21 protein-coding genes are annotated in these 25,384 nt (G+C 46.1%); 1 reads left to right on the top strand and 20 read right to left on the bottom strand.

Annotated elements, in window-relative coordinates:
• Positions 1–8: 8 nt before the first annotated feature.
• The 12 genes from GQF01_RS01695 to GQF01_RS01640 form a co-directional block, all read right to left on the bottom strand.
• Positions 9–2,246, bottom strand: coding sequence for a cache domain-containing protein (locus tag GQF01_RS01695; RefSeq protein WP_161405129.1), 2,238 nt, complete (start codon positions 2,244–2,246; stop codon positions 9–11).
• A 169-nt stretch (positions 2,247–2,415) separates the two neighbouring features.
• Positions 2,416–3,963, bottom strand: coding sequence for a type 2 periplasmic-binding domain-containing protein (locus tag GQF01_RS01690; protein WP_161405127.1), 1,548 nt, complete (start codon positions 3,961–3,963; stop codon positions 2,416–2,418).
• A gap of 32 nt (positions 3,964–3,995) precedes the next feature.
• Positions 3,996–4,892: a carbohydrate ABC transporter permease gene (locus GQF01_RS01685; RefSeq protein WP_161405125.1), complete on the bottom strand. Its 897-nt coding sequence runs from the start codon at positions 4,890–4,892 to the stop codon at positions 3,996–3,998.
• Positions 4,892–5,869, bottom strand: a complete 978-nt coding sequence (locus GQF01_RS01680) for an ABC transporter permease (protein ID WP_161405123.1) — start codon at positions 5,867–5,869, stop codon at positions 4,892–4,894. The genes GQF01_RS01685 and GQF01_RS01680 overlap by 1 nt, the downstream gene beginning before the upstream one ends.
• 265 nt (positions 5,870–6,134) lie before the next feature.
• Positions 6,135–6,947, bottom strand: coding sequence for a hypothetical protein (locus tag GQF01_RS01675; RefSeq protein ID WP_161405121.1), 813 nt, complete (start codon positions 6,945–6,947; stop codon positions 6,135–6,137).
• Positions 6,948–7,006: 59 nt separating this feature from the next.
• A complete protein-coding gene (locus GQF01_RS01670; RefSeq protein ID WP_161405119.1) occupies positions 7,007–7,354 on the bottom strand; it encodes a hypothetical protein in 348 nt (115 codons plus the stop codon).
• Between the two features lie 481 nt (positions 7,355–7,835).
• Entirely contained in the window at positions 7,836–10,178 is a 2,343-nt protein-coding gene (locus tag GQF01_RS01665; RefSeq protein ID WP_161405117.1) for a helix-turn-helix domain-containing protein, read from the bottom strand.
• 30 nt (positions 10,179–10,208) lie between these two features.
• Complete coding sequence (locus tag GQF01_RS01660; RefSeq protein ID WP_161405115.1) at positions 10,209–11,711, bottom strand: extracellular solute-binding protein; 1,503 nt, start codon at positions 11,709–11,711, stop codon at positions 10,209–10,211.
• A 54-nt stretch (positions 11,712–11,765) separates the two neighbouring features.
• Positions 11,766–12,854: a mandelate racemase/muconate lactonizing enzyme family protein gene (locus GQF01_RS01655; protein ID WP_161405113.1), complete on the bottom strand. Its 1,089-nt coding sequence runs from the start codon at positions 12,852–12,854 to the stop codon at positions 11,766–11,768.
• Positions 12,855–12,912: 58 nt separating this feature from the next.
• Positions 12,913–13,791: a carbohydrate ABC transporter permease gene (locus GQF01_RS01650; RefSeq protein WP_161405111.1), complete on the bottom strand. Its 879-nt coding sequence runs from the start codon at positions 13,789–13,791 to the stop codon at positions 12,913–12,915.
• A 21-nt stretch (positions 13,792–13,812) separates the two neighbouring features.
• The gene (locus GQF01_RS01645) at positions 13,813–14,670 is read right to left on the bottom strand and encodes an ABC transporter permease (protein ID WP_161405195.1); all 858 of its coding nucleotides are present in this window, start codon (positions 14,668–14,670) and stop codon (positions 13,813–13,815) included.
• A gap of 129 nt (positions 14,671–14,799) precedes the next feature.
• On the bottom strand, positions 14,800–16,086 hold the full coding sequence (locus GQF01_RS01640; RefSeq protein ID WP_202555974.1) for a Gfo/Idh/MocA family protein: 1,287 nt from the start codon (positions 16,084–16,086) through the stop codon (positions 14,800–14,802).
• A gap of 269 nt (positions 16,087–16,355) precedes the next feature.
• On the opposite strand from GQF01_RS01640, the gene GQF01_RS01635 reads away from it, so the two are divergent.
• Entirely contained in the window at positions 16,356–17,657 is a 1,302-nt protein-coding gene (locus GQF01_RS01635; RefSeq protein WP_161405110.1) for a galactokinase, read from the top strand.
• 156 nt (positions 17,658–17,813) lie between these two features.
• Here GQF01_RS01635 and GQF01_RS01630 read toward each other — a convergent pair whose 3' ends face one another.
• The 8 genes from GQF01_RS01630 to GQF01_RS01595 all read right to left on the bottom strand — a co-directional run bounded on the left by GQF01_RS01630 (position 17,814) and on the right by GQF01_RS01595 (position 25,351).
• Positions 17,814–18,566 carry a nucleotidyltransferase domain-containing protein gene (locus GQF01_RS01630; RefSeq protein WP_161405108.1) on the bottom strand — a complete coding sequence of 251 codons (753 nt, stop codon included), beginning with the start codon at positions 18,564–18,566 and terminating at the stop codon, positions 17,814–17,816.
• A 226-nt stretch (positions 18,567–18,792) separates the two neighbouring features.
• Positions 18,793–19,398 (bottom strand): DUF1349 domain-containing protein, encoded by a 606-nt coding sequence (locus GQF01_RS01625; protein ID WP_161405106.1) that lies wholly within the window; start codon positions 19,396–19,398, stop codon positions 18,793–18,795.
• 51 nt (positions 19,399–19,449) lie between these two features.
• On the bottom strand, positions 19,450–19,935 hold the full coding sequence (locus GQF01_RS01620) for a DinB family protein (protein ID WP_161405104.1): 486 nt from the start codon (positions 19,933–19,935) through the stop codon (positions 19,450–19,452).
• Positions 19,936–20,081: 146 nt separating this feature from the next.
• Positions 20,082–20,738 carry a TetR family transcriptional regulator gene (locus GQF01_RS01615; RefSeq protein ID WP_161405102.1) on the bottom strand — a complete coding sequence of 219 codons (657 nt, stop codon included), beginning with the start codon at positions 20,736–20,738 and terminating at the stop codon, positions 20,082–20,084.
• Positions 20,739–20,887: 149 nt separating this feature from the next.
• Positions 20,888–21,709 (bottom strand): oxidoreductase, encoded by an 822-nt coding sequence (locus GQF01_RS01610; protein WP_161405100.1) that lies wholly within the window; start codon positions 21,707–21,709, stop codon positions 20,888–20,890.
• Positions 21,710–21,889: 180 nt separating this feature from the next.
• Complete coding sequence (gene poxB, locus GQF01_RS01605; RefSeq protein WP_161405098.1) at positions 21,890–23,611, bottom strand: ubiquinone-dependent pyruvate dehydrogenase; 1,722 nt, start codon at positions 23,609–23,611, stop codon at positions 21,890–21,892.
• Between the two features lie 125 nt (positions 23,612–23,736).
• Positions 23,737–24,816, bottom strand: coding sequence for an acyl-CoA dehydrogenase family protein (locus GQF01_RS01600; protein ID WP_161405096.1), 1,080 nt, complete (start codon positions 24,814–24,816; stop codon positions 23,737–23,739).
• Positions 24,817–24,931: 115 nt separating this feature from the next.
• The gene (locus tag GQF01_RS01595; protein ID WP_161405094.1) at positions 24,932–25,351 is read right to left on the bottom strand and encodes an HIT family protein; all 420 of its coding nucleotides are present in this window, start codon (positions 25,349–25,351) and stop codon (positions 24,932–24,934) included.
• Between the last annotated feature and the right edge of the window lie 33 nt (positions 25,352–25,384).

Here is a 25,384-nt window from a genome sequence, read left to right as displayed (position 1 = left end):
GCCTTTTGCTATGATTTGTATTGGTCCCGGAATTGTGTAGGCGTCATGCCTTCGCTTCCTTTGAATATTTTATTAAAATAGGAGTGCTGGTAGCCTACGTGTTCCGCGATTTCGTTCACTTTAAGCCCCGTCGTAAGCAGCAGCTCCTTCGCTTTCCTGATTCGCAAGCGTGTTAAATAATCGACGAAAGTAAAACCGGTTACCTGTTTGAACGATCTGCTGAGTGTATACGGATTCGATGCAACAGCCCGCGCACATTCGTCCAAAGATAAGTCCTCACGATATCGCTCCTCCATGAGGCGAATCACCTGTTCGATGATATGCCGCATACGACCGTTCTGGAGAACTTGGAATTGCTCCAGGTAAGGTGCCATAATTCTCGTCTTGACGACCTTCTTGAGCAGTACCGCCTCTTTAACGGCGAATAGCTCCTCTATTAGATGGCTGTCGATTAGGAGAGGATGCTGCTGGAATCCAGTCTCAATAAACATGTGGCGCATCCCGTATACGAGCTGCATCAGAGACTGGCATACCGTCAACTCCCATTCTGCTGCAGCTTCCACCTCTTCGACGAAACGGTCGAGCAGCCTATAAGCCTCTTCCTCCATCCCGAGTCGCATGACCTGAAGCAGCTCTTTCTCGACGGCAAAAGGAAAGGGAGCTGCTGGGCGCGAACTTAACGTCACTTCCTCCATATCGATAACCTGACAGTTCTCCTGCATATCCCGGAATCTCGCAGCTTGCCGTGCTTGTTCCAGCATCTCAGGAATGTGCCCGATTTGATGAGTAAGCCTGCCCAGTACAACGGTAACTTGCAAACCAAGTACGTTGCTGATCGTTATCGCCATCTCCTGTGACCATACGAATAATTCGTTGCGAATCCCTTCCAATACGGCATCTTCTGGATACAGTAATAGAACGCCGACTGATAAATCCTGAAAGTTAATGATATGCGTGGAATCGGCGCGTGCCGCCGAGATTTCCCCCACAATGTTAGCTGCTGCGAAAGTAACCAATTGTTGATCGTGCTCTCGAAAGCGTTTTGACTCGCTAAGACCTGATAATTGAACATATAATAAAGAGATCTTGCGGTTCGTAGCGTCTAGTCCGAGCTCTCCCATCCTAGTTTGCAGCTCTTGCTCCCGCAGCGCATACAGATGTCCCTGTACTAGCTGAAGAAAGAAACCCTCCCTCAGGAAGGGAAGTGACTGCCGGATTCGATCTCGCATACTGACACTCTCACTCGACAACTTCATCCATTCATCTTCAATAAATTGAATTTCTCGCGGAATCGGACCTGCAGAGTCCTCTCGCCCCGAGCGGAACAGAGCAACCAATTTACCAATCGGTCTGTACAATTGGTTGGAAGCAAACCATCCAAGCGCAATGGACACGAGAATGCCAATCATGCTCGTTATGAGTATAAGCTTGGAAGTCAGAACGACAGGTCCAGTCAACTCCGTGACTGGACTCGCGATGGCATATAGCCATCCCGTTTTGGAAACCTTACCGTACGTAACAACGAATGACTCCTTCTGCCAATGAAACGAGAATTCCCCGCTTTCTCCCTGATGCCGCTTAATCTCACTTCTTAGCTGTTCTTGGAACGCCAAATTGTGCTCTTCAGGCTTGACTACCCATTCGCCATCGGGTCGAATAAGCAGAGCTGCGCCTTGTCCATCGGCGACGTAATGTTCGAGCATCGTTAACATTTCCGTACGGCTCAAATGGACGACAAAAGCTCCGAAAGGCGAATCCGACGCCCATGGAAGCTTAAAAATCAGCGATACCGGTGAAACGGATGTCTTGCTGGCGAAGTCCGGAAGACCGTAAGCCCAGAGCAGACCGGCGTGATCGCGCAAAATAGCTTGAAACGAAGCCGTTTGCGCATCGTTGAGATAGTGAATACCATCCGACCCGATCATGGCATTTTGTCGGGATAGGTACAGTTGAGCGTCGCCGATTAACAAATTGGATCCACCGACAACCAGCATATTTTGCATCAAATCATGTGTTTGCGAAATCTGTTCTATAAATTCAATGCGATCCAATCGATCACCGAACATGGGGTTAGTCGACCATCGACTCAACACCAATTCCATCTGTGAAATCTGTTCGTTCATTGCCTGAGAGAACTGCTCAATCTTAACTTTATGCAGCTTATTGACTTGCTTCTCGATCTGGCTGGTCCCAATCAGGTAATTGCTAACCGCGATCAAGGCTGAAGGAACACTCGTTATCAGCAAAACAAGGATTAAGCTTCTGCGGAAGTATTCACCCTTGCCGGACTTTCCGAGTCTCCTTATGAATTTTGTTCTCCAGTTGATCACACAACATCACCCCGTATGCCCAGTATAGCACCCGATCATTAAGCAAGCCCCCGTGAGTTCGAGACGAACCCATGAGGGACTTCTATTATTTGGAGCCAACCTTCTTCTGATATTCGGTATTGTACTCCTCTTGCATTTTCATGTAATTGGTGTCGGTCTTAAGCCCCGCGACGAACTGGTCCCAATCGCCGAGTGTAACTTTCTCCATGATAACCTTCGTCTTCATATCTTGAATCTTCTTGTCGTAGTCGCTGCCCAGCTTCTGAGCAGTTGGCGATGTAACGCCATCAAGAGGACTTGCGATGCTTACTTTCTCAGCTGCATCGATATACGCCTTGTCCCTCTTTGTCAGTTCCGGTGTCATCCCTAGAGCCACGTTCGCATATTTATCGAACATCATGAAAATATTTTGCATGAACTGGAAGCTCGGATCATTCTTGGCCGCATCCGTAAGCACGCGATTGTCGCCCTGTAGATTGAAATGTACATCCTTCATCCCATAGTTTGCTAACTCCGAGCCTTCATCCGAAGCACCGTAATCCAGGAATGCCAGCAGCTTCTTCACCTTGTCCTCCGGCACCTTCTTCGAGATGACGAACATGCCGAAATGGCCGTTGCCCTTGGCGGCATACTTCGTACCGGTTGGCCCGGTTAGAGAAGGCATCCAGGCAAAATCAGGCTTCGAACCGGGAACTGCCGAGGCAACGCCCTGCACCATCGCCGGCTCCTGATTCGGCTTATCCGGGAAGATACCCGCTTTCCCCGCAAAGGCGAGATCTTTGGCCTGATTGTGCTTAAGGAGTGCGAAATCTTGAGGAATTAATCCTTCTTTATACGCACGTCGGAACCATTCCAGCGACTGCCTCATTTCGGGACTAAACGTCATATCCGTGATTTTGCCGTCGACGACTTTGTACTTGCCACTGTTACCAATGAAGCTGTTCTCAATGAAACCGAATTGCCCCATATCATTCTGATTGACGTAACCTGATAGTCCGATCGTATCCTTTTGCCCGTCTGGCGCGCTCTCTTTGAAAGCCTTCATTACCTGATACAGATCTTCTGTCGTTTCCGGCATCTTCAGGTTCAGCTTGGAGAGCCAATCGGCACGGATAAGCGGCTGGGCGTTGCCCTCTGTCGGCCGTACCCGAGGTACACCGTAGAGTTTGCCCTCAATTTTCGTATTGGCGAATGTAATGTCGGGGAACTTCATTAGATTCGGATAGCCCTTGATCATTTCCGTCAAATCCCAGAATGCTCCTTGCTTGGCCATCGTCCGGAAAGAAGCATTGGCGATGTCGGTAACCAGCATCAGGTCGGGAAGATCACCGGAAGCCAGCGTCACATTGACCTTTTCCGAGAAATTATTAGGAGCAACCCATGTAATATTCAGATTGGTATTTGTCCGCTTCTCGACTTCCTTCAGCACTGTATTATCTTTGGACGGCGGTTCCTTCTGGTAATAAATTGAAAGAACGCTTACATCAAGCGGCTTTGTTTCGGCCGCATTTCCTGGTGCCTGCTGAGCACCGCTCCCATTGCCCTTGGTTCCTCCGCCCGAACAGGCGGAAAGCGTCAGCGTTGCCGCAACCATCACGATCAACGCCAGCATCCCTCTCTTTGTGCCTTTCATTGTAAATCCTCCCTTTGATGTTGTTTATGATATCATTCCTTCACGGAACCAACCATGGTCCCTTTGGCAAAGTGCTTCTGAAGAAACGGATATACCATGAGAATAGGTAGTGTGGACAGTACAATTGCTGCCATCTTCTTCGTATCCGCAGGGATGTTCTGCATGTCCATATCAACTAGTGAATCGACACCGAGCGCCGTTGACGAATCAATGAGCAGATTCTGCAAGAAAATTTGCAGTGGCCATTTCTCTGCATCATTAATGAACAATACAGCGGAGAAGAAAGTATTCCAGTAAGCAACGGCGTAAAACAGCCCGAAAGCAGCCAACGATGAGAGTGAAAGCGGCAAAATGATACGAAACCAGACGCTTACATCGTTACAGCCGTCAATTCGTGCAGATTCTTCCAGGCTTGCAGGGATTGAATCGAAAAACCCCTTCATCAGCAGCACGTACCAACCGCTCGTAAGAACTGGCAGAATGAGCGATGTTAAGCTGTTGATCATACCAAGCTCCTTGACCACCAGATAGCCCGGAATGATACCCGGATTGAATAAAGTCGTTATCAGAATAAGCAGGAGTACCAGCTTTCTTCCCTTAAGCCGTTTGCGTGACAGACCGTAAGCGAGCGAAGATGTAACGACCAAACTGGCAACCGTACCGACAACAGCTAGGAATAGCGAGACTCCGGCCGCCCGGATGAAGGATGGTGTCGCCAAGATGTATCGATACGAAACCAGCGTCCAGTCATGAGGCCAGAGCATCAACCCTCCCTGACGATATTCAACCGGAGTAGCGAATGAAACGACGAGTACATAATAGAAAGGAAACAGACACACAAGCCCCAGTATGATTAAAAATGCGATATTGCTCACCCGAAACACCCGATCGGAGAGTGAGATTCGAATCCGATTGTTGATGGATGTCATTAATACACCCCTTCCTCCCCGAATTTTTTGGAAAGCTTGTTAGCTCCGATGACTAGCACAAGACCCACAATAGATTTAAATAAACCGACAGCCGTACTGTAACTGAAATCGCCTTGTTTAATCCCTACTCTGAATACGTAAGTATCAAATACTTCTGCTACATCCGCTACAGCTCCGTTCATCATCAGAAACACCTGCTCGAACCCGACATCCATCATGTGGCCAATCCGCAGAATTAATAGAATGACAATGACATTCCGGATCGAGGGCAATGTTACGTTCCACATCATCCGAATTCGACCAGCACCATCCATCTTCGCAGCTTCATACAGCTGTGGGTCTACACCTGCGATTGCAGCTAGGAAAATGACTGTTCCCCACCCCAATTCCTTCCATATTGTTTGTGCTGTTAGCAGTGCCCAGAAGTATTTCGGCTCCGTTAAGAATTCGATTGGTCCCCAACCTACTAGCTCTAGCAACTGATTGAGTACACCGTGTTCCTTCGATAACAGCAGCAGACTCAGCCCGACGATAACAACCCATGATAGAAAGTGTGGCAAGTAGACGACAGACTGCAGCGATTTCTTAAACCACTCTTTCTGCAGCTCGTTCAGTAATAGTGCCACTGCAATTGGAAGCGGAAAGAAGAAAACTAGACTGAGCACATTAATCGCCATCGTATTGCGAAACAGCATATAAAAGTCTGCATTCGAGAATAGCCTAGCGAAATGTTCAAATCCAACCCATTCACTCTTAAAGAAACCTAAGAAAGGGGAATAGTTTTGAAACGAAATTAACACTCCCCACATCGGGACATATTTGAATATCAGAAAATACAACAGTCCAGGGGCAATCAGCGCATATAAAAACAAATCTTTCGTGATCGCACTCCTGATGGAGGCTGTCCTACTCACTTCTGTCTTAGTGCTGCGATCCTCCCCGATTTGTCTCCTATCGATGTTTTTGACAAGCTTCATTGTTCTGCCTCCGTTTCTCTTTGGTGGTTACCTGCATTCCGTCGAACATACGCTTTACTATAGCCTCCAACATTCTTGAATACATTAACAAATTCTTGCGAAAAGCTTGTTCATACTAGAAAATTCATGACGAGGAGACATCGGTTGCCGGTTTTATGTACATTATGTACCACCGCATACTTGTAAACGCAAAAAGCTGTTCCGGATCGTCCGCTAAGACGGATCCGGAACAGCTTTATTAATAGCAAGCTTGTTCATTCAACTATTATCTCACTTTACTTCTTCTCATTATCGCTTTTGCAGGGCGACGACGTAACGTATCCTTCTTCATATATCTCATTTTTGCAATGATTCTGGCGTTTAGCTTTTTCATCGTCGTCAAATTGTTTTTAATAATTTTGCCACGGCTGTTCGTAGCGTTCTGCGACACGATTTTGCTTAGTCTAGCGGTGCTGCACTGAGATGCTACGATTTCTGGATTTTGGTTCGGAATCGTTGGAAACATGAGATTTTGTGGATTGTTGCTGTGATCACTGCCAGGATTCGATGGATCGTTAATCGTAAAGCTGTTCTGGTTACTATTCAAAAACCTGCCGAATAAGCAGTGCCCAGCTTCATGTGCAAGCCCGTACGAATTTAGCGCTCCATCGCTCATGACGATATGTCCATACAGACCATAATCCGTTGTGCTGTTGTAAAATTTGAAGCGCGGTCCACCCATGCCAATGACGTTGCCGGAACTGGTGAGAAATTCCCCGCTTACATAGATGACATAGAGCGCAGTGGCATTGTTCGTTTGTCTTTTGGCCATATCGAATAAGGCGATGAGTCTAGGATCATCTAAACTAGTTACAGATCTGCTGTCAATTGTAGTAGGTGTGTTATAACGAGCTAACGCAGTAAACGTCATACCGCACCTTACACCAGGGGAGAAACCGCTACCCCATGCGAGGTTCGAGCTCGAAATGTCATTTCCTTGCCGGGCTTGCCGCTCTTGCGAAGTACCGCCAGAGGCTGATCCAGCTGTGAAGATTGAAACTACAGGAACCGTATAGGACATCACTACCACCACTCTCAAAAGAATTATGAATCTCCTATTAGGTAATGATTAATAGTCTCAATTGGTATGGACGAATGCTAGGGGACAAGATCATCAATTATATGAAACAAAAAAAGCGATGAATATCTCCCCATCGCCCTCGTGAAAATCAGATTTATGTCGACCTCTTGCTTCTTGCCCTCCAGTCTATCCATATCCCAGTCCTCAGTATCCAACTTCTCCGCCTCACGGTTGGCATGTCGAAGTTCTGCCAAATTACCTTGAAAGTTCACGTACTCCCCTCCCTTACAGAGGTCTATGGTAAATTTCTTCAGATGGGCTAGGTCTAGCTTCTTACTACTCGCATAATCATTAGCTTGCTGCAACTCTTTGGCTACCTCGCTTATCAAGCTTATTAAGGCTTTGCGGTTACCGATTGCGTTCATTGATCAATCTATTTTTTCCTGTCCCTTCCCTCTCTCGATCATCAGCTTTACTCCGATTTCTTGTTTTCGTGTTGAATGGATTGATTTTGTGCATGCATTGGAACAAACAGAGCCTCCTGTGAATAGTTCTCTCCCATGGACTGTCCAGCCACGAATAGATCATACATCTGATGCCAAGAAAGTATGCAGTCAACCTACATGCCATAACACAAAAAAGGAATCAGCGATCAAATCGCTGATTCCTTCATGCGGTCCTGCTTCAGTGCCTGCTCCCCATTTTAACTGGAAATACTGGAGCTAATTTGTATTAAATCAGTTGATTCCAGGCGAATAGATGGAAATTCTCCAGCTAATTCCTCAAGTTTCACTTAAAATCGGGCGCAGGAGCTGATTTAACTGGAGAAACTCCAGTTATTCTATCCGCGTGTTTCAGCACCATCATTAACAGGAGAATCTCCAGTTGTACCCTCTGCCAACAAAGTTACTTCTCACGATTTTCATTTAAAATCATTTCCCGGTATTGCCCCGGTGTCAAACCTGTCGTTTTCTTGAAATAGCGTATAAAATTTTGCGAGTTATTATATTGAAGCTTTTGCGACATATCGGCTATTTTCATTTCTGTTTCCGACAGCCACTTCTTGGCGATTTCCATCCGGTAGGATAGCAAATAGTCAGTAAAATTACTATTCAAGCTTTTTTTCAACGCACGTCGGATGTAGCTGGAATGATAATTAAGTCGAGAGGCGCATTCCTCCAGCGTTAACTCACGGTCATATTCACTTTGAATAATCCGGATGACCTCATTCGATATTTTGTGGTGCGGCGCTTCCTTGTTCTGATCCTCCGTATGGATAATCGGCTCAATAATTTGCACCATGAACCAATGCTCAATCTCCTGAATCGTGTTGAATCGTTTCAATTGTTCATACAACGGAATCGCATCGGTATCCAGTGAGAAGAGAGCCCGATCCTGCCGCTCCGGGATGTACAGCAAATCTAGCAGAAGCTTCATCAGCCAGTTATACATCTGGTTATGTGTTAGCTCCCGATTAGACAATATTTGTAGAAATTCCTTTAATAGCACATTGGCCCGCTTCTCATCCGCGAACTTCACTGCTTCCACTAGCTGCTTCTCCAAATGATCAGGGAAAAATACCATTTGCTTCTCTGGCTCTTCATTTTCGATAAAGAGGATCGTCTCCGTATCTTTCGTAATCCGATACTTAAGCGCATCCAGTCCCTCTTCATATGCCTTGGGAGTATCTTTATACATTTGGAAAGGGCGGCTAATTCCTGCGCTGACGTGAAGGTCTAGAAATGTTAGCACGCTGGCCTGAACCTGCTTGATCGTTTCATAGAGAAACTCCTTAAATGCCTCTGGTGAATCGTGATTACCACGGATGATGGTTACCTGCGATTGCTCAATGACTACCGGATTTATGCGGTACTTGATCGGCACTAGCTCCTCGACAATATTGCTGACCGCAAACAGTAACAGGTCACGGTCGCTTTCTTGGTAGCGGGTAGGCTCAAGTGTATCAATTAGAATCACCACGACAGCAAGCCATCGGAATTCAGGGGTATGACCGAAAAGCTCGATCTGCTCTTCAATCTCTTTGGTCGACAGCTCCCCCTGCACTAATTTATAAATCATAAACGGTTTCAGTTGGTTCCTTAAACTTTGTACATAGTTGGTCATATTCATATAATTTTGCGACATTTTTTCCATTCGGCTTTCGATGACCTTGAACTCATCCTTCGGAGTTTGAGAATCAGAAACTTCGCCCGGTTGTGCAGACCTTTGATATAAACTTCGGACAGGCAAATACAGTTTATTTGCCCCTTTCAGCGAAAGTATGGAAATTAGAGCAATGATGATGAAACAAGCCCATATCGTAGCCCAACCGATCGATTGCGATTCCCTTGTGAGGCTGTCTAGCGAAACCACAGATAGGTAGGTCCATCCGTTATAGGACGATTTGCGGTATGTGAAGCCGTATTCTTCCTTACCCATTTGTTGAATACGGTATCCAGTAGGATCTGAAGCTTCGGTCATCTCTTTCAACAGCGGTGTATTTCGAACATTCGTATCCAATGAAGACGCCATATCGGTTGCGATAATATTGCCCTTATCGTCTAAAATGATCAACGACCCCAGATCACTGCTTTTGGGAAGTACTTTGAACAGCTCCAGATTTGACATTTGGGTCACCAGAAAAGCACTAGGGTTCGCTGATAGATTCGGAAATTGCTTGAACAAAAACACATTCGTTTGTGGAGGTTTTCCTGCTTTTCCTGCCACCGTTTGTGTGATCCATTTGAACTGCCTGTCTAGAGGAGAAGAAGAACGAAACAGCTCGAGGTCCTCCGATTCTTCGAGTTTGCTGTAACCCTTATCACTAATCACCCACTGCTGATCAATATTAATCAGTCGAATATCGCGTATTCCCAGTTCGTAAATTTGAATACGCTGCATCGTTTCCAGCAATCTGTCAACTAGCGGGAAATCATTAGCCTTTATCGGTATTGGCAAAATATCAGTAACCACCTGTGAATTTCCAAGTTGAAAGATAGAGAAATCGATGATTTTTAGCGTGTTTTCAATTTGGATTTGCGTTTGCTGAAGAAGCTGCTCATTTCCTTTGAGCACCTTGCTTTCAATGATGCTCGATGATTTCATATACGAAAAAATGCCCAGCGCCATAACAGGTATGGCGCCAAGCAGTAGACATAATGCGAACAGTTTCATTTGATAACGGGGCAAATTCAGCTTCATGACAATCTCACTTTCTTTATGCCAATTCAAAGATTCGACTGCGTACATTATCGCATGAAGTTGATACCATCGCACTCTTTAATTTTTTACTGTTTTTTCATACTCGGTTTTGTACTCGGACATGACTTGGTCTCCGCCTAGCTTTTGCCAGTTCACAACGGCTTGTTGAAAGCCCTTTTCGTCCAATTCACCCAAGATGAATTTCGTTCTGGCGTCTGTAATGACCTGATCCAACTGTTTTCCTTTTTCCATATAGGTTTTGGACAGAAGCGGCAAGGCCGGGTTCGCAACAGCTAATTTCTCATTGTTCTGAATAAGCTTGTTATACTTATCGACGCTCGGGTCCAGCTTGCCCGGAAGCGCTTTACTTCCATCGAATACCGATAACTGGAATAGATTATTATAGACTTCATCGGTGAATACTTTCTCATCAATTCGAACCGCTTGGCCATTCTCCACCTTGTAGTGCTTGCCTTCAATCCCCCACGTCATGAGGTTCTGTACCTTCTCGTCACCGAGTTTATCGATATAAGTAAGAACTTGTTTGAGTTCAGCTTCGGTTTTTACGCTAGTTTTCGGGATCATAAATACACTGTTGTAGCCGGTACCTCCCTGCACTTTCATACCGCCGGGGCCGCTCAAACTAGCAACGGTATCCAATTTAGCATTTGGATTCGATTTGAACAAGTCGGTGAACCGGGAGTTCAAATCATCATAGGCCCCAATATATACGCCGGCTTTGCCTTGATTCACCAAGACAGTTCGGTCTTTGACTACCGGGAAGTCACTGTTAAACAATTTGTCCTTGAACATCTGTTGCAGTAATTTCATCGTATCCATATAAGGCGCCGTCATGAAGTCCGGCGACATTTTACCATCTTTGTATTCCCACGTATTCGGAGCGCCCATCATAGCCAGGAGGTGAAAAATTTGCGCGCTGCTGGAATCAAATGAGATGCCGTACGTGTCATTTTTACCATTTTTATCTGGGTCATTATAGGTAAAAGCTTTGAGAACATTCACCAGGTCGTTGAGAGTTTTTGGTTCCTGAAGGCCCAAATTATCCAACCAGTCTTTGCGAATAATAACACCGTTGCGCGCTATTGGTCTCCATCGGAAAATGCTGTACACTTTACCGTCAATTGACGTATTGGTTAGACGTGTAGCATCCATCGTTTTCAGATTCGGATAGTCTTTCAGATAAGGCCCCAGTTCCCAGAATAGGCCTGCTCGTGCAGCTTCGATAATTGCAGGGTTCCGGTCATCCTTCACGAGAAGAAGCTTTGGCAGATCTCCGGCAACAGCGATTGAGGCTGTAACCTTCTCACTGTAGCTTGCGCTGGGCACCCAAGTGATGTTCAATTTCGTATTCGTGTACTCCTGAAGTAGTTTCATCGCCTCGCTGTCCATTTTTGGAGGCTCTGGTGTCAAATACAGGTTCATCATTGTAAGTTCCACGGGTTTCGTGGTTTCCGCCGTACCTGGTTTGGATTCCTGGCCATTGGAGCATGCCGAAGCGAGAATCATCGATAATGCTGCTGTAACGAGCAGTCCCTGCTTAAGTAAAAGATTCGTTTTCATGGATACGTTAGCCCCCTAATGACGAACTATGAATAGCCAAAACCTATTAAACAATTAACGAATAACCTCAAGCGTTGCTTCCATAAGCTCTTCATCTAATTCAATGCCTAATCCTGGTCCATGCGGTACCAGAACATGTCCATCTTTCACTTCGAAAGGCTGTTTCAAATAACGCTCTCTGGTACTGTTTGATTCGATATTGTATTCATAAAAGCTGCTGCATTCCGGCGAACTGGCTGCCAAATGAATGGCTGCAGCGAAGCCGATGCCCTTGGTGGTATTGTGCGGCACATAGTGAATACCGAATGCGCGACATAAAGCAGCAGCACGCTTCGCGCTGGATATCCCCCCGCATTTGACAGGATCGGCTGCATACAAATGACAAGCACCCTTGCTAATAAAATCACGGAAAGTGAAGATATTCCAATCCTGCTCCCCAACATGAATGGGAACCGGTAAGGTATTAGCCAGCTTCACATAAGTGTCCACATCGTAATATGGACAAGGCTCTTCGAAATGATGTATGTTGTATTCCTTAATACGGTCGAATAACTGTACAGCCTGAATGTAAGTGTAAGAGCTGTTACCGTCGATCATCAGCTTGCAATCTGGACCGATCGCTTCTCTAGCGGCCTTGACCTTGAGCACATCATCGTTTAAATCAACCGGGAGCCCTGTTCCGAAACGAGGTCCTACCTTGATTTTGACAGCTTTGACCTTAAGACGGTTGATCGCATCGCGAATTTTATCCGCTTCTTCCGCATGGGTTAGATCGCGGCTCATACTGGATGCATAAAGCGGAATGTGGTCACGATAAAGACCTCCGATTAAATTATACACGGGCTGGTTCAAATAGCGACCCTTGAGATCCCATAGGGCAATTTCGAGACCGCTGTATGCCGAGGCCAGCAGTTGACCTGAAATTTTGTAATTTCTCCGCAGAACCACCTCTTCGATCAGCTCCGTTTGAAACGGGTCCATACCAATGACCAGCGGCTTGATCACCGTGTTCATGATCTGCATGAGCACATCCGGACGCATTGGGCTCGATTCTCCGAAACCGTAAACGCCTTCATCTGTTTCTACCTTTACATAAAACAATCCCATCGTTTGCTTGTAACAAGTGATATTCTTAATTTTCATGATGGCCTCCTAGTTATAACATAGATAGACGGTCCGTAATCAGCAGCCTAATGTGCGCCTAACCTTTCACAGAACCGAGCAAAACCCCTTTGGCAAAATGCTTTTGCAGAAACGGATAAACGAGCAGGATCGGCACGGTCGATACGACGATAACCGCCATCTTAATCACTTCACCGGGAGGCGCTACATAATCGCTTCCCATCTGTTGTGAGTCCCCAATCCCTCCTTGCGATAAAATGACGATTTGACGAAGCCATACTTGAATCGGCCATTTCGTCGTATCATTGATGTAAAGAATCGCATTGAAAAACGTGTTCCAGTGGCCCACAGCATAGAATAATGCAAAGGTGGCCATTGCGGGAAGCGAGAGTGGCAGCACGATACGGATCAAAATTTGAAAATCGTTGCATCCGTCGATTTTCGCCGCTTCCTCAAGCCCATCAGGCAGTTGCTGAAAGAAATTCCTTAGAATGATCAGGTTAAATGCACTGATTGCGCCTGGAATAAGCAATGACCCGTAACTGTTTAGCAGTCCAAGCGATTTCACAACCAGAAACGTTGGAATCATCCCTCCACTGAACAGCATGGTGAACAAAATGAGCAGCATGATCGGACGTCTTCCAACAAACTCACTTCTCGCGAGCGGATAAGCGGTTAGCGTTGTAAAAAATAAGTTGATCAACGTGCCTGCAATCGTAATAAACACCGTTACTCCCAAGCTCCACAAGATCGTTTTCGTCGAAAAAATGTATTTGTAACCATCGAGAGATAATTGGGTTGGAATCAAGACGACACCGCGACGCACCAGTTCTTCAGAAGCCGTTAGCGAGCCTGATAATACAAACACGAACGGAATCAAAGTAATTAAAGCGATTGCAAGTAACACGACGACATTGACCGTATCAAATATACGTGATCCCAGTGATTGACGAATCATGACAGCAGCTTCCTTTCCAATTTAATAAACACCTTGCTCACCGAACTTCTTCGAAATTTGGTTAGCCGCAAGCACCAAACATAAACCTACTATTGATTTGAATAAGCCAACAGCTGTACTGAAACTGAATTGTCCCTGCTGAATGCCGTTAACGTAGACATAGGTATCGAACACTTCCCCTACCTCACGATTGGTCGAATTGAGCATGAGAAAGATTTGCTCAAAGCCAGTATCCAGAAAATTACCCAACCTCAATATGAACAAAATCACGATTGTACTGCGAATTGCTGGCACAGTGATGTGCCACATTTGTCTGAAGCGTCCTGCCCCATCGATTTTAGCCGCTTCGTATAGCGTAGGATCAACGCCTGACAACGCTGCCAGAAAGATGATCGTCCCCCAACCAGATTCCTTCCAAATCACTTCCAGAATGATCATCGGACGGAACCACGTGTTAGACATTAGAAAATTGGTCTTTTCCATTCCTGCTTGGACGAGCATATTCGTAAAGATCCCGTTCTCCAATGAGAAAAAGGTGTAGGCCATTCCAACTACGACGACCCAGGATACAAAATGCGGAATATAGATGGCCGTCTGTATGGTGCGCTTAAACCATTCCAAACGCAGCTCGTTGAGCATCAGCGCGATTAGAATCGGGATTGGAAAGAAAAAGACAATATTGTAGATCGCCAGCACGAAGGTGTTTTTAAACAGCAGCCAAAACACAGGATCGTGGAAAAAGCGATCAAAGTGCTTGAAGCCAACCCAAGGGCTGTTCCAAAAGCCGCGAAAGGGCAGGTAGTCCTTAAAAGCAATCAGTACCCCCCACATGGGCCAATATTTAAAAAGAGCAAAATAGAGGAGTCCCGGTGTAACCATGATATACAAATAACGGCTTTTAACAATTCTTCTCCAGAAAAGACTTGCACTGCGACCCCTGCCAACCGTTGTCTTCCTCAGTGTCACATCTGTCTTCAAGCCTAACGCCTCCTTTCTGCTGCACATGTATTAAGTCGAAGTAAGTACATCCTCGATACGAACAGGGCGGTTCTCCTTAACGGAGATCCAAACGGCTTCGCCAGTCCCAACGGAATAAGCCCCGTCCATCGAACCAGACAATATGTCATAGGACCGAGTCGGGTCCGGACCGAGAAAAATGTCTTCCAAAAGCGCGGGGTCGCCGCCACCGTGTCCACCCTCTCGATGAACAACATGTATCGTTTCCTTGGAGCCGAATAGTGGGAAGTAGTCGATCGTCTGTGTGGGAACCGGGAACGGCACTCTGCTGGCAGAATGGTATTCCATCGTTTCGATGCGGCCTTTTGTGCCATTAATGGCAAGCCTATATCCCTCGTAAGGAAGGGAAAAATTAACGGAGTACGAGAGCAGTGCACCGCCGTCATATTTAACGGTAGCGGAATACGTATCCTCGATATTGATTTCCGAATCGAATATGCAAGCATCGGCCCGGTAACCGCTATACGGCAGCTGTACATCTGCTGAACCCACGTCAACATGGTCATCTTTCACATGGACTTGCTTACTCCGTGAAGACCAGCGCATGAAATAACGGCAATCCTGTTTATCCACACAGGTTCCGCAATAACGTCCGTCCTCCTTCTTCGGGTTCATCTCTCCCTCCTGGCCGTAGTAATTAAGCGCACCATAAGCAAACACTTCCAAGGGTTTCTGACCTGTCCACCAATTGACTAAATCGAAGTGATGAGAGCTTTTATGAATAGAAAGCCCGCCGGAATGCTTGCGTAAGCGGTTCCATCGTTTAAAATAGCTAGCTCCGTGGTAGGTATCAATGTACCAGTTCAAATCAACGGAAGTCACTCTGCCAACCTTTCCTTCCAATACCATTTCTTTAATCCGACTGTGAATGGGGGCGTATCGGTAATTAAAAGTAACCGTTACTTTCCCTTTGCTTTTTTTCTCTGCTTCGATAATTCTCCGGCAATCCGCCCCTGTCGTCGCCATCGGTTTTTCCGACAACACATCCAGGTCATGTTCCAGCGCTCTAATGATATACGTCACGTGCGTATCATCACGCCCTGTTACAATAATCACATCAGGTTTCGTTTGTTCAACCATCTTATCGAATTCATCCGCACCGTATTCCAGGACGTCGGAAAGCTCTGGATATTTGGACTTACATACGTCAAACCGTCTTGCGTCGACATCGAGCAATCCAACAATTTCAGCGTGTTTCGAAAAGGTTTGTAACATCGGACCGATATACATTTTCACACTTCGATTGCTGACGCCGCATATTGCGTATCTTCGTTTCATGATGCACCTCTTTATGTGATTATGTTTTCATCATGCGGTAAAACTGATTTCATTATTTCTTACAACCGCATAAATGGATACAATCTTTAAAGAGACAGTTTCCAAGATCGCTTAACAGCGTGCTTTCAGTGTGCCAGGAGTCGGTATTTAGCAGCTTATAATCATTAGAATCATCTTATATAATCTTTATAGATACACGGATTTACGACGTACATTGGACATGATAACTACTACTACTCAAACAGTTAGAACCAGGAGGAACATTCAAGATGAACGATCAATTCGAACAGCTTTTCAATTCGGCTCAGACACAACAGATGCTAGACCAGATGTACGGCAGCAGCCAAGACCGAGAAGGACAGATCGACAGATACCGGAGGTGTATGGGAGGATACCTTGCGCAATATGGACATATAGAGGCGTTGAAATACTTCAGTGCTCCGGGTCGCACAGAGATAGGCGGCAATCATACGGACCATAACAATGGAAAGGTGCTTGCGGCTAGTATTCAGTTAGATACGATTGCAGCTGCAGCAGCGGTGGACACCGGAGTGATTTCCGTAATTTCCGAAGGATATCCAGGTATGTCAGTCATCCATCTAGATGATCTAGAACCTCAATCAGGCGAGGGAGGGACGGCTGCTTTGATCCGTGGTATTGCACGCGGTTTCCAGCAGCACGGGTACCGAATCGGCGGATTCCATGCTTACGTCAGCAGTAACGTGCTTCCAGCGTCAGGACTCAGCTCCTCTGCATCTTTTGAAGTTCTGATCTGCCAGATGCTAAGTACTTTCTACAACAATGGAGAGATGGATGCGGTCATGATGTCGCGCATTGGGAAGTATGCAGAAAATAGGTATTGGAACAAGCCATCAGGCATGCTAGACCAGATGGCTTGTTCGCACGGTGGTATGATCACAATCGACTTTAAGGATCCAGCCGAGCCTCAAATCGAACGTATTACAGGCACCTTTGAAGCAGCAGGTTACAGCCTTGTCATCGTCAGCACCGGCGGTAACCATGCAGACCTGACGAAGGATTATGCATCGATTCCGAACGAGATGCGGGCGGTGGCACACGCCTTTGGTGTAGAGGTATGCCGTGATTTGACGGCAGAGATGATCTACGGCCGGCTTGCGGAACTCCGCGAAACTACCGGAGATCGTGCGGTGCTGCGGGCGCTCCATTATCTGGATGAAAATGACCGCGTCGAGCAGCAGGCAGAGGCGATTAAGGCGGGCGAGTGGCAGACCGTGCTGAAGTATATTACCGCTTCAGGTAATTCCTCGTGGAAATGGCTGCAGAACATCTACCAAGAATCGGTGTCACGTGAACAGGGGATTGCGCTTACACTCGCCATTACCGAACGTTTCATCAACCAATTGGGCGATGGTGCCTGCAGAGTACACGGGGGTGGTTTCGCCGGCGTCATTCTCGCGGTTCTGCCACATGCGGCAGTAGCGGAATACCGGGAACTAATCGGGCGTACGACTGGGACGGAACTGTTCGTGATCCGCATACGCGAAATTGGAGCAGTCTGCTTAAATGGGGAAGCGCGGCAACATCCTTAAACTAGCCTTTCGGATGGAGCAGCCCTGCTTATTGTCCCCGCCAAAAATAACAAATCGCGTACTCCCTGGGCGAACAGCTTCGGGAAGTACGCTTTTCAAAATACTTATAAGAGCATGAAGGTATTAGAGATCAGCTACGGGTACATGTCCCGTCATCTAGTTCAGTTCGCTATCAAGCATAAATCTAACATGCCATCCCTTCTCTGACTTAGGCCATTGATGGAATTGTGCGACACACTCATATAACACTTCGACGCTTTCCTTCGATTTATTTGTCAGCACGTTATTCATAATCAGAATAAGATCATTCGGTTTGTCATGAACACCTTCCAGCACTCTCATAAACCATTTATGATAAGGATAGACAACCTCGTTATAGGCCAAAATGAGCCGCCCCGCAAATAAAACGAAATTAGTCACTGAGAATTCTATCACATAGGGCTCGTTCTTTTTTAAACCTTCATAGAACATCCATCTCCAACCTTCAAATTGAGCATGAAATTTTTCCATCGTTTCGTTTTTCCGCTCAATAGGATAGCATGATGCCGATTGTACCAACTCTTCTAGGCCAACTATTTCGCTATAACTCACTATTGCATCCTTGAAGGCAAACCGAGCTGGTTCGCTGCCAAATTCGGCTACTTTTTTTATGTACGAAACTGAGGTATATTTTCCATCCACATAGCCGCCAGTATAAGGCGTTGACTCCGTTTCATGATAATGAATATCCCCGCTTTCTAATGCCGAACGATAACTCTCATCCGAAACGACCAACATAAGGTCTATATCCGAATCTTCTTTTGCAAAACCATGCGCAACAGAGCCGCCTACAATGATTGCCAGGATTTCTTCCTTAACCTTGAGTTTGTTTGTAACCATTTCAATAGCCGTTTGGTGATGTGTATACATCAAGAATAGCTCCTTTAACATGAGATTAGGGTTGCACCTTCCGGTTTTGTAAAAGTAATTATAACAACTGTTACTAATCTATGCTGCCCTTAAATGAGAATAGGGAGCCGTTGCCGCGTAATATGCTCCCACACTCTCAGGCACGAAGAAACGAGGGAGTGTTCTGAATGATCGGAAAAGAATCAAAAAGCCGCATGCATAACATGCGACTTTCAAGTTTAATTTATTATATATTTCTTACATCTACATTTGTATTAGGAATTAGGTGTAAGAAATCGAATTGCACTACACATCCATCACCAACTGGACTCTGGGCAACTACACCGACTTTCAAACTAGGGATATTATTCAATCCAAAATACCGTACTAACGCCCATTCATTACCATCAAGAGAATAATGAAAAGCTATACAATTCTCAAAGCGAGATACTCTTAAGTAAGGGTTTGTATTCCCGACATCGTCACCGATAGAATCATCTGAAATATCTTTCGTTACAACACTAATAATGGAGGGTCGACCTCTAAAATCCTCATAACATAACTTGGCCCAGTTATTCTCATCTGCCATTACCATAAGGCATCCGGAGTCATTCCGGTCACGTATGTCTACGCTAACCCGTGTGGTTATAATAAAATTTGTATTTGTTGTCGTATACAGGAATGGAGCAGAACTTTTTCTACTTCCCAGTGTTGGGTTATGAAAGAAGTCTGCACGAGGCGGCGCGGTAATCCTAAGTGAATTTTGTTCAGAAAATGCCCATTCATCTGGTTCATTCATCCATTGAAGAGAAGCATTTAGTCTCTTCCCCACGCAGTTATTAAAAAGATTCATACCTAACCATCTCCACCCATCCATATCGTGTATAAATCGGGAAATCTCGCCTTATTGGTGATGATCGAACAATCCTCTTCGAATTACGTTTGCACTAATCGGCTGCTTGCCAATTTCTCGCGACCATACGGACAATTGGCCGACGTGATGGATCTCATGGGCAAGGACATGTCGCATAATCTCCCCGAATTTGAAGCCCTCTGATTGGATTGTTGGGTTTCCGTCCTCTAAAATACGAGTCTCCATACTGCTGTTCCAAGCGTAGATGAAGGGAGCGATTTCCTCATGGCAGCGTGCGGAATATTCTCTTAACTTCTTCACATTGGCATAGTCCTGGAAAGGAGGCTCTTGTGGCTCCGGCTTTCCTTGCAATACGCTTATCCAACTGTGCTCGACATCTATGATGTGAAACAACGTATAGAGAATACTGCCAGGTCCCCCTGTGCGTCTCTCCAGCAATTCTATTTCCGCTACCGAATCACACCAGTCAAACCAATCTTTGCGTACTAGCCAGTTATATTCAAAAAGTTTCAACATGGTCGTACAGCCTCCTTGTTTACGTCTAATAAGAGCAATCAGGACAAATATTCCCCTACAAATAGACGCTGCAAATACATGGTAGTTGCGTATAACTCACAACCGCCGAGAAAAGGCCACCGAATCGTCGGCAGCCTTATTTTCCGTCATTTAAATCTTTCATAGAAACCAACAAGGTAATATTCCATGGCAGTCAATGCATGATTCTTGAAATTAATCTGGAAACCTTCCAGACCATGCTGATCAATCGCTTGAAGCAGCACATCAGGCATACTCGCCATATTGGCATAGCCTACAATTAAGGCATTCTGTGCCAACAGCAGCTCATAGAAGGCTTCCGCGTTCAAAACACTTACTCGTTCAGACAATAAGCTTACGATATTCTCCAATATCGCGTACAACCCAGTGCTATCTTTAACCGCAGTTTCCAGATCGATATTCTTTTCCAAGATCGTATTCTTAATCGCACTCAACCGAATCAAGTAGGAATTCTGATCAAGGATGCTTGCCATTTCGTCCAGAAAAAAGGTTTTGAATTCATCATATGTCATTGCTTCATGGGGAAGAAGGATATTCGCAAAATTTTGAAAACGCTTCACGTATTCTTGAAACAACAATTCCATAAACAGGATTTCCTTCGTCTTGTAATAGTAAAATAAAGTCCCGTTTGAAACGTTCGCCGCCTTCGCGATATCGCTCATTTTGATTTCATCAAAATTGCGATTCCGATACATTTCGCGTGCAGTATCTAAAATAAACTTGGCTTTCTCTGCTTTCGCACTATCGGTCATAGCTCTTCTCATTCAAACACCCCCATCGATAAACCTTTTATTGACTTGCAGTCAATCGTAAGGAATACCAGGAAGCTTGTCAAGGGTGCAGACCCATACCTTGATTTCAAGTTAAGCAATTCCTCAAACCGGAACCAGGGTGTTGGTAAGCAAGGCTAGTTTTATTTCATCTGACTCATAATGAGCTTATCGAAATTCCTGTCACTGATCCATTTTCTCAGCATGATCAATGGTTTTGCCATTTTACCGACGGCATATCGAATTTTGGGATTGCTTGTTGCGATGGATTCCGCGACGATATTCGCCACTAAGTCAGCTGGTGACCCTCCTCCGGCTTGATAAGATTTCCGTGTTGTATTCGCGATCTTTTTTGCTAGTTCCCTATATGGGCCGTTGCCAGAATATCTCATCATCGGTTCGCTCATCACATCGCCGAATGAGGTCTCAATAATCCCCGGTTCAAGGATGATGACATCGATCCCGAACGGCTGCAGTTCGAGTCTCAAGCAATCGGACCATCCTTCCAGCGCATGTTTGCTCGCATGGTACCATGCGCCAAGCGGCGTATAAATTTTCCCGCCTACAGAAGAGGTATTGATAATTTTCCCGTTTCGCTGCTCCCTCATATAAGGCACGACAAGCTGGGTCATTCTAGCAAGGCCGAATAGATTTACCTCAAACTGGTATCGCGCATCATCGAGACTAACTTCCTCAACACTCCCATAAAGGCCGAATCCGGCGTTATTGAATAGTACGTCAATCCTTCCCTGCTCACGGATGATTTTGTCCATACAAGCTCGGATCTCTTCCTCTTTCGAAATATCCAACTGCACGATAATCGCTCCTGCTTCCTGCAGGTCCCGCATCTGATCGAGCCTTCTTGCTGCAGCATATACAATTTGACCTTCGGACAGTAGTTTCTTGGCCGTTTCTTTGCCAATACCGGATGATGCGCCTGTAATTAAAATAACTTTTTTGTTCATTACATCTTCCTCCAGCTTTATTTATTTAAAAGTAAACTTAATTGACTTAGAGTCATTGACTTTGAGTCAATAATAAATGACTTAGAGTCGATTGTAAATAGGAGATTTATCCTAATGAAATAAACCAGGTGCTTCTCGCACTAAAATAGCCCCCATCTGACAGATCAGATGGGGGCTATTTTACCGAAGGAGATTCGTTTTCGCCAGCTCGATGATTTCGTTGCCTTGTCCATTCAATACGGCTTTCAGCATCCACATCGTAAATCCGCGTGCCTGCTCGAAGTTGATCTTCGGCGGCATAGCCAGCTCCTGACGATTAACGATGACGTCCAGCAATACCGGACCGTTGTGTTCGAACGCACGCTGAACGGCGCTTTCCAAGTCATTCGGATCCTCGACCCGAATTCCTTCGATTCCCATCGCTTGAGCAAGGGTCGCAAAATTCGGATTGTCGAGTTCCGTGCCAAATTCTAAAAAGCCGGCCGCTTTCATCTCCAATTCTACGAAGGCAAGCGCGCCATTATTAAAGACAACGATCTTGATCGGGAGTTTATGCTGGCGAAGAGTCAATAGATCTCCGAGCAGCATCGTGAGTCCCCCGTCCCCCGACAGCGATATGACCTGACGTCCTGGCTGCGCAACCTGCGCCCCAATCGCCTGGGGCATCGCATTCGCCATGGTCCCATGGTTAAACGAGCCTAGCAGCCTTCTTTTTCCATTCATACTCAAATATCGGGCAGCCCAAACAGTCGGCGTCCCAACATCGCATGTAAAAACGGCATCCTCATCTGCGAGATCACTGATTGCCTTCATGAGAAATTGCGGATGAATAGGTGCTCTGCCCGGAGCTGCAAGATGGTCCAGTTCCTTGCGGACTTTGGCATAATGTGCAGCAAAGTGCTGCAGATGATCAGGAGCGTGTGGTTCGTTTAACAAGGGGATTAACATGTCGACCGTCGTCTTCACGTCCCCGCACACTCCATAGGCTAGCGTCGTTCTCCGGCCTAGACGGGAGGAATCCAAATCAACCTGAAGGATGGTTGCTTCATGTGGATAAAATTGCCGATAGGGAAAATCGGTACCCAGCATGAGTAAGACATCGCATTCCATCATGGCGTGATATCCGGAAGAAAAACCGATAAGGCCAGTTAATCCAACAGAATACGGATTGTCATATTCCAGATATTCTTTTCCTCGCAGCGCTATGACCATCGGGGATTGTAGTTTCTCGCACAGCTTCATAAGCGAAGCATGTGCTCCCGCGCAACCGGCACCGCACAGCAGGGTGATCTTCTTGCCTTTGTTTAAGTAGTCGGCAAGCGTCTTCAACTCGTCTGCGGAAGGGCAGACAATTGGCCGCGCGGAATGAATCGTGCGTTCCGGTACGGGGCTTTCGTCGTGTTCGAAAGCAGCTACATCACCCGGAAGCACTAAGACGGAAACACCCGACCTTGCCGTCGCGGTCTGCATGGCCATCGTAACCGCTCGCGGCATTTGCCCCGGTCCTGTTACGACTTCACAAAAAAAGCTGCATTCCTGAAACAACATGTCCGGACGGGTCTCTTGAAAAAAGCCGCTGCCGATTTCACTGCTCGGTATATGAGCAGCAATCGCAAGTACGGGCACCCGGTTTCGATGGCAATCGTATAATCCGTTAATGAGATGCAGATTACCGGGGCCACTGCTACCTGCACATACTGCGATTCCTCCGCTCAGGGCAGCATCCGCACCCGCCGCGAAAGCTGCAACCTCTTCGTGGCGGACATGGATCCATTCGATTTTGCCAGAACGACGGATCGCATCAAGCAAGGCATTAAGCGAATCGCCGATAATACCGTAAATTCGCTTCACGCCGGCGTTCAGAAGGGATTCCACGATGGAATCCGCTATCGTTCTACTCATGGGAATCGACTCCTTTTTTGTTTTCTTTATTTTGCCATAATACGAGCATCCTATTCTTGTTTGAGAACGAGCTTCCCCCTTCTGCCAAAGGACAATAGGTTCTGAAATGCAAAAATCCAGCAAACTCATAGGTTTGCTGGATAATCCACCAAGATTGCATGGTGGCAAATAGTCTGTAAATCGCGCCATGTTTGATTAATAAGCGTATGCTGCATCGTTGCGCCTAAGCCTAAGTAAGGGAAAAGCTGCTGTGCCAACGAGTATGCGGTTTTTGCAGCTTCTTTGCATTGCGCTCCAATGTCGTTCCACGCTTCTTCCGTTAACTTTTCGCCAGCTGCATGGCGTGTCCATGAATCCTCGATAGCGCGATAGAATAGCAGTTTTTGCTCCTGTAAGAGACGTGTTGCTTCCTCTAGCTGTGCTTGAAGGAACGATGAACGTGCTGGGTTCGAATGATCCCAGGTTACCTTGTGCTTGTCTATCAATAGCTTCGTTTCAGCTAAGAAATGCCTGCCTATACCGATTGCAACAGCAGCGAAAGAAGCCTCGGCGAACGACTGGAATGGATAGCTATAGATCGGATGATCATGGAATGTGCTGCAGGACACATTGAAAGCCAGATGCTCCGGGACAAAAGCGTCCGATACGATTACGGTGTGGCTCGCTGTCGCCCGTAGGCCGAAAGCATCCCAATCTTCCTTAATTCTAACCTGTTCCGGCTGAACAACGAAAGCAAGAATCTCTTGTACGCCTGGATTGACAGGATCATCGACCGTACAAGTCGTGGTAAAGATCGTTGCGTATGGCGAACCACTGTTATATTTCCAGGAACCATTCAACAAATAGCCCCCTTCCACTTTTCGGGCAGTACCGGATGGGTGACCGCTTCCAGCTATTACAGCTTCCTTCCGCTTGAATAAATCGGCTGCCAAGGAAGAGGGGAAGCAAGAATAGAAGTAATTCCCGCCGGAGCCGATCGTCACGGCCCAGCCGAAGCTTCCATTGATCCACGAGGCTTGTTCGAAGATATGGAGCGCCTTCGGAAGTTCCGTCATTGTGCCGCCGACCTCTTCGGGCAGAAATAGCTTGAACAGTTTGTGATCGTATATGTGTTGCAATGCTTCCCCGCTAATAACGCCAGCTTGTTCCATATCAAAGGAGGCTTCTCTTAGGGATCGGACAAACTCAGAATGAAAAAGCTCCATTGTGTGACACCTCTCGTGTTTTTTTAATGTTAGCATTTAGTTTATGCCAAAAAGAGACCCCTAGCAACAGGCTAAGAGTCTCAGTTTATATTTTTAGAGGCGATCTTTATTACGTTTACAGATGGCTCTTGATTTGATCAATGAGCTCCCCATATTGCTCCTCAGTTCTAAGAAGATTTGCCGATGGGTTCATTTCAAACATTTTCCCCCAGGTATAGCCGTCTTTATATTTCGGAACGATGTGAAAATGTACATGCGGCATCGTATCTCCAAATGCGCCGTAGTTAATTTTATCTGGTTGAAAAGCTTTTTCAATGGCTGCTGCCACTTGCGCTACATCGCGCATATAAGCATCCTGCTTATCCTGCGACAGATGAAAAAACTCCGTTTCATGCTCGTTCAGCGCGACAATACAGCGCCCTCGGTATGTCTGCTCCCGAAACAAATACAAGGTTGATACACGTAACTGGCCGATTTCGATCATGAGATTGTTCAGTGCTTCGTTTTTACTGCAATAATTGCAAATTGTACTCATGTCTGACACTCCTGTTCGCTTGAAATGGAATAA

Origin of the sequence: Paenibacillus silvestris (assembly GCF_009882985.1) — a bacterium.
In the GTDB taxonomy this organism is placed as follows: domain Bacteria; phylum Bacillota; class Bacilli; order Paenibacillales; family NBRC-103111; genus Paenibacillus_E; species Paenibacillus_E silvestris.
Note: the sequence above shows the minus strand (reverse complement) of the source record. Positions and strands in the feature narration are given on the sequence as shown.

What these genes read in the sequence shown, in the direction of transcription:
- GQF01_RS01690 (WP_161405127.1), bottom strand. Translation starts at nt 3,963, where the DNA reads ATGAAAGGCACAAAGAGAGGGATGCTGGCGTTGATCGTGATGGTTGCG.
- GQF01_RS01685 (WP_161405125.1), bottom strand. Translation starts at nt 4,892, where the DNA reads ATGACATCCATCAACAATCGGATTCGAATCTCACTCTCCGATCGGGTG.
- GQF01_RS01680 (WP_161405123.1), bottom strand. Translation starts at nt 5,869, where the DNA reads ATGAAGCTTGTCAAAAACATCGATAGGAGACAAATCGGGGAGGATCGC.
- GQF01_RS01670 (WP_161405119.1), bottom strand. Translation starts at nt 7,354, where the DNA reads ATGAACGCAATCGGTAACCGCAAAGCCTTAATAAGCTTGATAAGCGAG.
- GQF01_RS01665 (WP_161405117.1), bottom strand. Translation starts at nt 10,178, where the DNA reads ATGTACGCAGTCGAATCTTTGAATTGGCATAAAGAAAGTGAGATTGTC.
- GQF01_RS01660 (WP_161405115.1), bottom strand. Translation starts at nt 11,711, where the DNA reads ATGAAAACGAATCTTTTACTTAAGCAGGGACTGCTCGTTACAGCAGCA.
- GQF01_RS01655 (WP_161405113.1), bottom strand. Translation starts at nt 12,854, where the DNA reads ATGAAAATTAAGAATATCACTTGTTACAAGCAAACGATGGGATTGTTT.
- GQF01_RS01650 (WP_161405111.1), bottom strand. Translation starts at nt 13,791, where the DNA reads ATGATTCGTCAATCACTGGGATCACGTATATTTGATACGGTCAATGTC.
- GQF01_RS01645 (WP_161405195.1), bottom strand. Translation starts at nt 14,670, where the DNA reads ATGGTTACACCGGGACTCCTCTATTTTGCTCTTTTTAAATATTGGCCC.
- GQF01_RS01640 (WP_202555974.1), bottom strand. Translation starts at nt 16,086, where the DNA reads ATGAAACGAAGATACGCAATATGCGGCGTCAGCAATCGAAGTGTGAAA.
- GQF01_RS01635 (WP_161405110.1), top strand. Translation starts at nt 16,356, where the DNA reads ATGAACGATCAATTCGAACAGCTTTTCAATTCGGCTCAGACACAACAG.
- GQF01_RS01630 (WP_161405108.1), bottom strand. Translation starts at nt 18,566, where the DNA reads ATGTATACACATCACCAAACGGCTATTGAAATGGTTACAAACAAACTC.
- GQF01_RS01625 (WP_161405106.1), bottom strand. Translation starts at nt 19,398, where the DNA reads ATGAATCTTTTTAATAACTGCGTGGGGAAGAGACTAAATGCTTCTCTT.
- GQF01_RS01620 (WP_161405104.1), bottom strand. Translation starts at nt 19,935, where the DNA reads ATGTTGAAACTTTTTGAATATAACTGGCTAGTACGCAAAGATTGGTTT.
- GQF01_RS01615 (WP_161405102.1), bottom strand. Translation starts at nt 20,738, where the DNA reads ATGAGAAGAGCTATGACCGATAGTGCGAAAGCAGAGAAAGCCAAGTTT.
- GQF01_RS01610 (WP_161405100.1), bottom strand. Translation starts at nt 21,709, where the DNA reads ATGAACAAAAAAGTTATTTTAATTACAGGCGCATCATCCGGTATTGGC.
- poxB (WP_161405098.1), bottom strand. Translation starts at nt 23,611, where the DNA reads ATGAGTAGAACGATAGCGGATTCCATCGTGGAATCCCTTCTGAACGCC.
- GQF01_RS01600 (WP_161405096.1), bottom strand. Translation starts at nt 24,816, where the DNA reads ATGGAGCTTTTTCATTCTGAGTTTGTCCGATCCCTAAGAGAAGCCTCC.
- GQF01_RS01595 (WP_161405094.1), bottom strand. Translation starts at nt 25,351, where the DNA reads ATGAGTACAATTTGCAATTATTGCAGTAAAAACGAAGCACTGAACAAT.